The sequence below is a fragment of the Microcystis sp. CS-574 genome, assembly GCF_028329095.1.
Lineage (GTDB): Bacteria > Cyanobacteriota > Cyanobacteriia > Cyanobacteriales > Microcystaceae > Microcystis > Microcystis ichthyoblabe_A.
The window spans coordinates 1-7,683 of sequence record NZ_JAQMSY010000024.1 but is presented as its reverse complement, the minus strand read 5'-3'; the positions used below and the strand labels follow the sequence as shown (position 1 = coordinate 7,683).

General features: G+C 43.0%; 5 protein-coding genes and 1 pseudogene. 2 read left to right on the top strand and 4 right to left on the bottom strand.

Translation table 11 applies throughout. From position 1 onward, the window contains the following. The 4 genes and pseudogenes from PN470_RS01990 to PN470_RS01975 form a co-directional block, all read right to left on the bottom strand. Window positions 1-310: pseudogene (locus PN470_RS01990) on the bottom strand (RNA-guided endonuclease TnpB family protein); the annotation flags it as partial. 212 nt (window positions 311-522) lie between these two features. Continuing rightward, window positions 523-1,110 (bottom strand): anthranilate synthase component II, encoded by a 588-nt coding sequence (locus PN470_RS01985; protein ID WP_272103508.1) that lies wholly within the window; start codon window positions 1,108-1,110, stop codon window positions 523-525. Window positions 1,111-1,237: 127 nt separating this feature from the next. Then, window positions 1,238-1,738, bottom strand: coding sequence for a pentapeptide repeat-containing protein (locus tag PN470_RS01980; RefSeq protein WP_272103506.1), 501 nt, complete (start codon window positions 1,736-1,738; stop codon window positions 1,238-1,240). A gap of 2 nt (window positions 1,739-1,740) precedes the next feature. Continuing rightward, on the bottom strand, window positions 1,741-3,129 hold the full coding sequence (locus tag PN470_RS01975) for an LCP family protein (RefSeq protein WP_272103504.1): 1,389 nt from the start codon (window positions 3,127-3,129) through the stop codon (window positions 1,741-1,743). Between the two features lie 650 nt (window positions 3,130-3,779). Between PN470_RS01975 and PN470_RS01970 the strand changes: the two genes are divergently transcribed. Continuing rightward, window positions 3,780-4,457: a C40 family peptidase gene (locus tag PN470_RS01970; protein ID WP_271937124.1), complete on the top strand. Its 678-nt coding sequence runs from the start codon at window positions 3,780-3,782 to the stop codon at window positions 4,455-4,457. A gap of 76 nt (window positions 4,458-4,533) precedes the next feature. Then, window positions 4,534-7,638: an efflux RND transporter permease subunit gene (locus tag PN470_RS01965; protein ID WP_272103502.1), complete on the top strand. Its 3,105-nt coding sequence runs from the start codon at window positions 4,534-4,536 to the stop codon at window positions 7,636-7,638. Window positions 7,639-7,683: the final 45 nt, after the last annotated feature.

Sequence of the window (7,683 nt, the reverse complement as noted above, 5' to 3'; positions counted from 1 at the left end):
TACGTTTAGAGTATTTAGGATATCCTTTCTTACCAGCAATTTTGTTCTTACAGTTATTATAGAACCTAAGAATAGCAGTCCAAGTCCGTTCGCAAGCCTGTTGACAAGCTGTAGAGTTAAGGTCTTGAACAAAAGGGTATTGACTTCTTAATTGAGTGACATATTTATATACATCCTTTTGTCCTACACCTTTATTGTCTTCCCAATATCTAAGACATTTATTCCGAACAAACTGGACTGTCCGAATAGCCTCATCAATGGCTTGATATTGAGATGGTTTTCCTCTAAGCTTGTACTCTAAAACAAACATTTTGCGTTATCGACCCAACGATCGCAAACTATTCTAGCATACTAAAATTAAATTGGCAACTATAGATTAGAGTTATTTTTAGTCGTGCTCGTGTCACTGAGCCTTTACATCGAAGCCCCTCGAAATGTGTCGAAGTGCTGTTATATGCTGGTCGGCTTTTCATCTCCGAGGTGAAACCGAGGGTTCCTTCAAGCCGACATTATAGGTAAACACTAGAGGGATCGGAGAAAGTTTCTTAAAAGTTCCTTGCCGGCAGTGGTTAAAATACTTTCGGGATGGAATTGTACCCCTTGAATCTGGGGGTAATCCCGATGACGGACTCCCATGACCGTGCCATCTTCCACCCAGGCCGTGATCTCTAAATTATCCGGCATGGTGGAGCGATCGATCACTAAACTATGGTAACGGGTGGCAGTAAAAGGATTTTCTAAGCCTTGAAATACCCCTTCACTGTTGTGATAGATTGGGGAAGTTTTGCCGTGCATCAAGACCGGGGCCGAGACCACATCCCCCCCGAATACCTGACCGATACTTTGATGACCCAGACAGACCCCCAAAATCGGCAAATGGGGGCCAAATTTGGCGATTAATTCCAGAGATATGCCCGCATCGACCGGACGACCAGGACCGGGGGAAATGACAATCCCATCCGGCCGCATTTGTTCGATCATGGCCAAGTCTATTTTATCATTACGATAGACCTCGATCGGCAAGGCGATCGGGAACTCGGAGGCTAATTCTCCCAAATACTGGACCAAATTGTAGGTAAAACTATCATAGTTATCGATGACGATTATCAAGAGTCCCTCTCCTTTCTCTAGCCTCGCTCAGTATTTTCATTCTACACCTCTGCTGTCTCGATCGAGATAGCCAGGGTGTAGGGGGTAGGCTATTTTTGAGCAGTCAGTTAGAATCTGGCCGGAATTGCTAATTACAGCCTAAACTATCCCTGGTGGCCACTCCCGTGACTGGATTAATGCCATCGGCCCGTTCACACATTAACTTGACCTGATAGTTATCAATGACCGCGTTAGTGAAATCGGCCCCAGTAATAATTGTGTCATAAAAACGGCTGCGAGTAGCGATCGCATCGGTAAAAATAGTGTTAGTTAAATCGGCAAAATCGAGGGTAACTCTATCTACCAAAGAGGCGGTTAAATCGGCCCCTTTTAAGTTAGCTTTTAAGAGGACAGCCTCGGTGAGAATGCTATAGGATAAATCGGACCCTTCTAGGTTAACTCCCCGCATTGCGGCAGCTGCGAAAACCCCTCCGCGCAAATCCTGATGGGAAAAATCCCGATCTTGCAGCTGGGCAAAACTATAGTTAATCGTTTTATCTTGGGCCAAAGCCACCGGACAGGCCGCGAAAAGTAGCCACAGAATCGCCAGCAAAATAATTAAAACCAGACTGAAAAAATTTTTCAACATTGTTACTGTTGAGCGTCGAGAAACTGGGCCACATCATCACCCACCCGAATAGTTAGGTCTGAGTCTAAAGCACCAGTGGAGGATGATTCTACTTTACCGATTCCCAATTGATTTTTCAAGAGGTTAGCGGACTGAATATCACCTTTTTGGGCAATAATCGCCGTGGTTTCTAGCTTTTGGGAGGAGTCATCGCTAATATAAACATTTGTGTAGCCCCGTTTGGCCAGATAATCACGAGTACGACGGGCTAAACCTTTGGTATTGGTGGCATTTTGAATGGCAATCCCCAGACTATAAACGGAGGTTTCTCCCCCCGCGTGGTTATCGGTAAAATTATTAGCCACAATGGTTCTAATTTCGCGACGGTTCAAAATCCAATAACTGCGACCATCGTATTCCTCGAGGCTATTAAACCGGCCGGGTAGTAGGATCATTCTTAAGTTATCCTGTTTAATTTCCCGGCCAAAATTGGCGATAGCCAGCATTTCCTCGACGCTTAAGTTCGTATCGATATATTGTTGTAAAACCTGTACTGCTTTCGGGAGACTGGGGAGAATTGTCGGACTAAAAATCTTTTGTTGAAGTGCTTTTAATAAAATTTGTTGTCTTTGTACGCGACCAATATCGCCGTATTGCGGGTTACGAAAACGGGCAAATTGTTCTGCTTGGTCGCCGTTGAGATTTTGCCAACCCTCTTGTAAATCAATTTCTAATTTTTGGGTGACATCTTTATGATACATTCGTTCGGGTACATAAACCTCTACACCCCCGACTAAATCGACTAATTCCTTAAAGGCATCGGTAGTCACCCGCACATAGCGATCAATGGTGACATCCCCTAAAGTATTAGTGACAACTTCTGCCGCTAGAGTTGGTCCACCGTGAACGTTAGCATCGTTGATTTTAGTGAAACCGTGGCCGGGGATTCTGACACGGCTATCGCGAGGGATAGACAGCATTCTCACGGTTTTATCGCTAGGATCGAAGCGCACTAGGAGCATGGTATCGCTGCGACCTTTAAATACATCGTCGCTGTTTTTGGCATCTAAAACTCGATCGATGCCCATAACTAAAATATTAACAGGACGAGAAAGCTGCTGATTGATTAAGCTATTCCAAGCTTGATCCTCAAGGATGTCTGTTTGGGTGGGAAAAGATGTTTTTTGGAAGATGGCCCCAATTGGTGCGGGTAAGGGACTAATTAAAGCGACGGCAGCCCCAACAGTGGCGGAAACTAGGGCTGTAAAACTGAGGGTTATTCCCCAAAATAAGCCCTTTTGCAGGGGAGATGCTTTTTTTAAACCGGACATGACTGAACTGACCACCGCGACGGTATTTTCTGAGTTTTGGCTGTATTCTTGCTTTTCAAACCGCCCGGAAACATTGGCCATAGACTAACCTCAACATCTGATTAAAAGCTTACTCTAGGAGGTGACTGTTGATCCCTAGAATCTATCTCTAGCCCAAAAGTTCCAGATATTGGCCACCCCCTCTCGCCGGCTATTGTAACATATTGTTAAGGAACTGGCTATCCTAGACCTGTTGTAAAAATTAAAAATTGTTGTTAGGGTTAGGTGTCGGTAGCCAGTAGCCAGTAGTCAGGAGAATTAAAAACGAATAATAAACGATTAAACGCTCTATTCACCGATTGTATGCCATTTAAGCCTTATTTTTGCAGTTTTTGAACCCTGAAAGGTTAATTATGCCATAGGTTTAATAATTTTTCAGGGATTCAGTTCGGTTATAGATTATCTTTATGGCCAAGAATTAAGGCTCTCTTAGGTTTGGTGGGTAAAATGTATTCTAAGATACAGTCCTGCTGGCGAGCGAGTGGAAGGAACCACTCCAGACACAGAGGACACAAAGATTGATCGCTTCTATAGTAAGTTAAACTGCTCACACAAAGAATAAGAGAGCCGAATTAAGAGAGGTGGAAACTTGAAGATGACAGAACGAACTAAGGTTATTCTCCTCGTTGTTATCCCTTTGCTTTTGGCTAGTAATGCAGTTTTTTCTGTCAATAAATTCTGATCTATTTTTTATGCAAATCATCTCCCTTCCCCCATCATCCACCCAGGAATATCTCTGTATAAGAGACTTAAATCTCTACAATTCTCCCAGTTGTCAAGAGTTAGCTACCCAAGCACAACGGGGAAGACAATTAAAATTTATTTCCCTAGAAATTACCGAAAAAGGGCTACAAATTCAGCTAAGGGAGGATAATTATTTAGCTTGGTTATGCGGAGAAGATTTAGATGCAATTGCGGTGGCCACCACAGCTTATCAAAAAATTCCTCTAACTCGTTCAGACATAGAAAAACACATTCCTGATATTATCACTTTTACTCAGGAAGCAATGAATTGTACCAATCATTATCTCTGGGGTGGAACCCTTGCACCTAATTACGATTGCTCAGGATTAATCCAGGCTGCTTTTGCCACTTTTGGCATTTGGTTGCCGAGGGATTCCTATCAACAGGAGGCTTTTTGTCAAAAAATAAACCGAGAGGAATTACTCCCAGGAGATTTAATTTTCTTTGGTGATAAAAGAGTTAATCATGTGGCTTTATATCTAGGGAATAATCAATATATCCACAGTTCAGGAAAAGAAACAGGTAACAATGGTATCGCTATCAATCTACTCACCGATGATAGGGATAGCGTCAGTCGTCATTATTATCAAAAATTATGGAGTTTCGGTCGAGTTATGCACAATTAATCAGTTATCAGTTATCAGTTATCAGTTATGGGTTTACTGTTTACTGTTCACTGTTTACTCTCCCCCATAGGTAATCATGTTAGAAAACATCTCCCTAAGCGGTCTATCAATTCGTCGTCACATAGGAGTATTGATGTTAACTATAGCAGTTATCATCATCGGTCTTTTTTTTCTAAATCGTTTACAAGTAGATTTGCTTCCTTCTATCACTTATCCCCGCATTAGTTTAAGGATGAATGTCCCTGGAGTTTCCCCGGAAGTTATTCTCGAAGAAGTCACTAAACCCCTAGAAGAAGGAATGAGTGCCACCGAGGGAGTAGTGCAAGTTTATTCAGAAACTCGCGAGGGAAGGATGCGAGTAGATTTATTTTTTCAACCGGGGGGAGATTTAAATGTCGCTTTAAATGAAGCTACCGAAAGTTTTAATCGTGTCCGACAAAATTTACCCGATATTATTGAGGAACCGCGCTTAAACAAATTTGAACCCTCTCGTTTACCCGTCTATGAATTTGCTCTCGTTTCTGATACCCTACCCCTAAAAGATTTAAGATTATTTGCTGATGAAGAATTAGGGAGAGAATTAGGATTTGTGGGAGGAGTGGCAGTGGTGGACGTGATTGGGGGAGTTAGAGAAGAAATTCAAGTTAATATTGACCTACAGCGATTACAATCTTTAGGAGTGGGATTAAATCAGGTTTTAGACACCCTAAAAAGACGCAATCAGGACATCTCTGGGGGCCGACTAGAGGGAGAAACTGGGGAACCTTTAACCCGTGCGGTGGGGAAATTTAAAAACGTAGCGGATATCCAAGATTTAGCACTGACCGATAGTAATAATCCCGAAGAAAAAATCTATCTGCGGGATGTGGCCAGAGTTATCGATGGGACAGAAGAACAAAGAATTTTTGTCACCCTAAATGGAAAAAATGCCGTCAGGGTTAGCGTCCAAAAACAACCGAATGCGAACACGATTGCTGTGGTAGAAGGGGTCAAAAAACGCATTACAGAATTAAAAAAATCCGGGTTAATGACCGGGGGAATACAAGTCGTCCCCACTAGCGATGAGTCTGTATTTATCCAAAATGCGGTTAATAACGTGGTTTCTTCGGGACTAGCGGGGACAATTCTAGCAGGATTGACTGTATTCGTCTTTCTCGGTTCCCTGCGACAGACTTTTATCATTATCCTAGCGATTCCTCTTTCTACCCTCGTCGCAATTATCTGTATGAAGTTATTCGGGTTATCGATAAATGTGTTTAGTTTGGGAGGATTGGCCCTAGGGGTGGGTATCGTGGTGGATAATTCCATCGTCATGCTGGAAAATATTGCCCTCAAAGTTAGTCAAAACCAAAATAAGCGAGATTTTTTAGAAATTGCCCGGAATAGCAGCCAAGAGGTAGAATCCGCTTTAGTGGCCTCCACTGCGACTAATCTCGTCTCTATCCTGCCATTTTTATTACTGGGTGGTTTTATCTCCCTGCTGTTTAACGAGATTATCCTCACTATCAGTTTTGCTGTGGCTGCTTCTCTCCTGTGTGCGTTAACCGTTGTTCCCATGTTAGCCAGTCGTTTGTTAAATATGCGGGTTTCTAGTGGCATTCAGCGATTTTGGCTCTTAAAAGTCTTTAGTCAACGTCTAGAAGCTTTAACTATTCTCTATGGTCGTTGTTTAGCTAAAATCATCCGCTACAGAATACCTGTTATCCTGCTGGCCTTTTTAATTTTAGGGGGAAGTAGTTTCTATCTCTGGCAATATATCCCCCAGGAAGTCTTTAGTCGTATTCAAACCGGACAGGTGAACCTTTTTGCTCAATTTCCCCCGGGTACCAATTTAAATACTAACCGTCAGGTGATGCGGGAAGTAGAAAAGATTTTATTATCACAACCAGAGACTAAGTACGTTTTTACTACCAGTGGCGGTTCTCTTTTTGGCACAACTACCAATGAAAATATTTTGCGTGCTTCTAGTACGATTAATCTCAAACAAGGCTCTAATACAGAAGCATATATCGAACGCATGAGCAAAGCACTAGAGCAATTAAACCTCGTTAACGTGCGTTTGCGTCTCACCCCCGGTCAAGTGCGCGGTATTATTCTTAATAACTCTCCCTCCGTTGGTGCTGACGTGGATGTGATGTTACAGGGACGAGATGGGAAAACTTTAGAGCAAGCTGGTGAAGAAATCCTCAGTATTCTCGATGAAAAAGTCCCTAGTGCGCGTTTTCGTCCCGATGCTGACCCCAGACAACCAGAGATCCAGATTAAACCCGATTGGACTCGCTTAAATAGTTTGGGATTGAGTACCCTGGAAGTGGGACAAACGGTAAGGACCGCTATTCAAGGATCGATCCCCACCCAACTGCAACGGGGAGAAAGATTAATCGATATCCGGGTGCAATTGGACCCCAACTCGCGGCAAAAAATTAGTGACATATCACAAATACCTATTTTTGTCAATAGACAAGAAGACTTAAAATTAGCAGATATCGCCAGGATTGAAGGGGGAAAAACCCCAGCAGTCATCCAGAGAATCAATCAGCGTCAAGTTTTTATTATTATCGGCAGTTTAGTCGAGGGTGCGAAATTAAGTGACGCACTCGCGGGGGTACAATCGGTTTTAAATTCCACTCCCTTACCCGATGGTATCAGCATTTTACCCAGTGCTGCTGCCATCTCTAATCAAGAAATTCAGGGTTCTTTGGGTTTATTAGCGGGTTTATCGGTATTTTTAGTCTTTGTAGTCATGGCCGTCCAGTATAACTCGCTCATAGACCCTTTGGTGATTATGTTAACCGTTCCTTTGGCCCTAGCGGGGGGAATTTTTGGACTATATTTGACCAAAACCCCGATTAATGCCATTGTCATCGTCGGGGTGGTGTTATTGGTGGGCATTGTGGTTAATAACGGGATTATTATGGTGGAATTAGCCAATCAATTGCGGCAAGAATTCGGTTTTACTCGACTACAAGCTATTTTAAAGGCCGCTCCCCAACGTTTACGACCGATTTTAATGACTACCGTGACCACGGTTTTAGGTTTATTTCCCCTCGCTTTAGGATTGGGAGAGGGGGGAGAATTCCTGCAACCTTTAGGAATTGTCGTTTTTTCGGGTTTGTCTTTAGCAACTCTGTTAACTCTGTTTATTATTCCCTGTTTTTACGTTTTATTCTCTAGAAAATAATCCCCCTGCACAGTGGGGAAGTGGGGAAGTGGGGAAGTGGGGAAG

Excerpts from the sequence above, each read along its gene's own strand:
- PN470_RS01980 (WP_272103506.1), bottom strand. The coding sequence starts at position 1,738 with ATGTTGAAAAATTTTTTCAGTCTGGTTTTAATTATTTTGCTGGCGATT.
- PN470_RS01970 (WP_271937124.1), top strand. The coding sequence starts at position 3,780 with ATGCAAATCATCTCCCTTCCCCCATCATCCACCCAGGAATATCTCTGT.
- PN470_RS01965 (WP_272103502.1), top strand. The coding sequence starts at position 4,534 with ATGTTAGAAAACATCTCCCTAAGCGGTCTATCAATTCGTCGTCACATA.
- PN470_RS01975 (WP_272103504.1), bottom strand. The coding sequence starts at position 3,129 with ATGGCCAATGTTTCCGGGCGGTTTGAAAAGCAAGAATACAGCCAAAAC.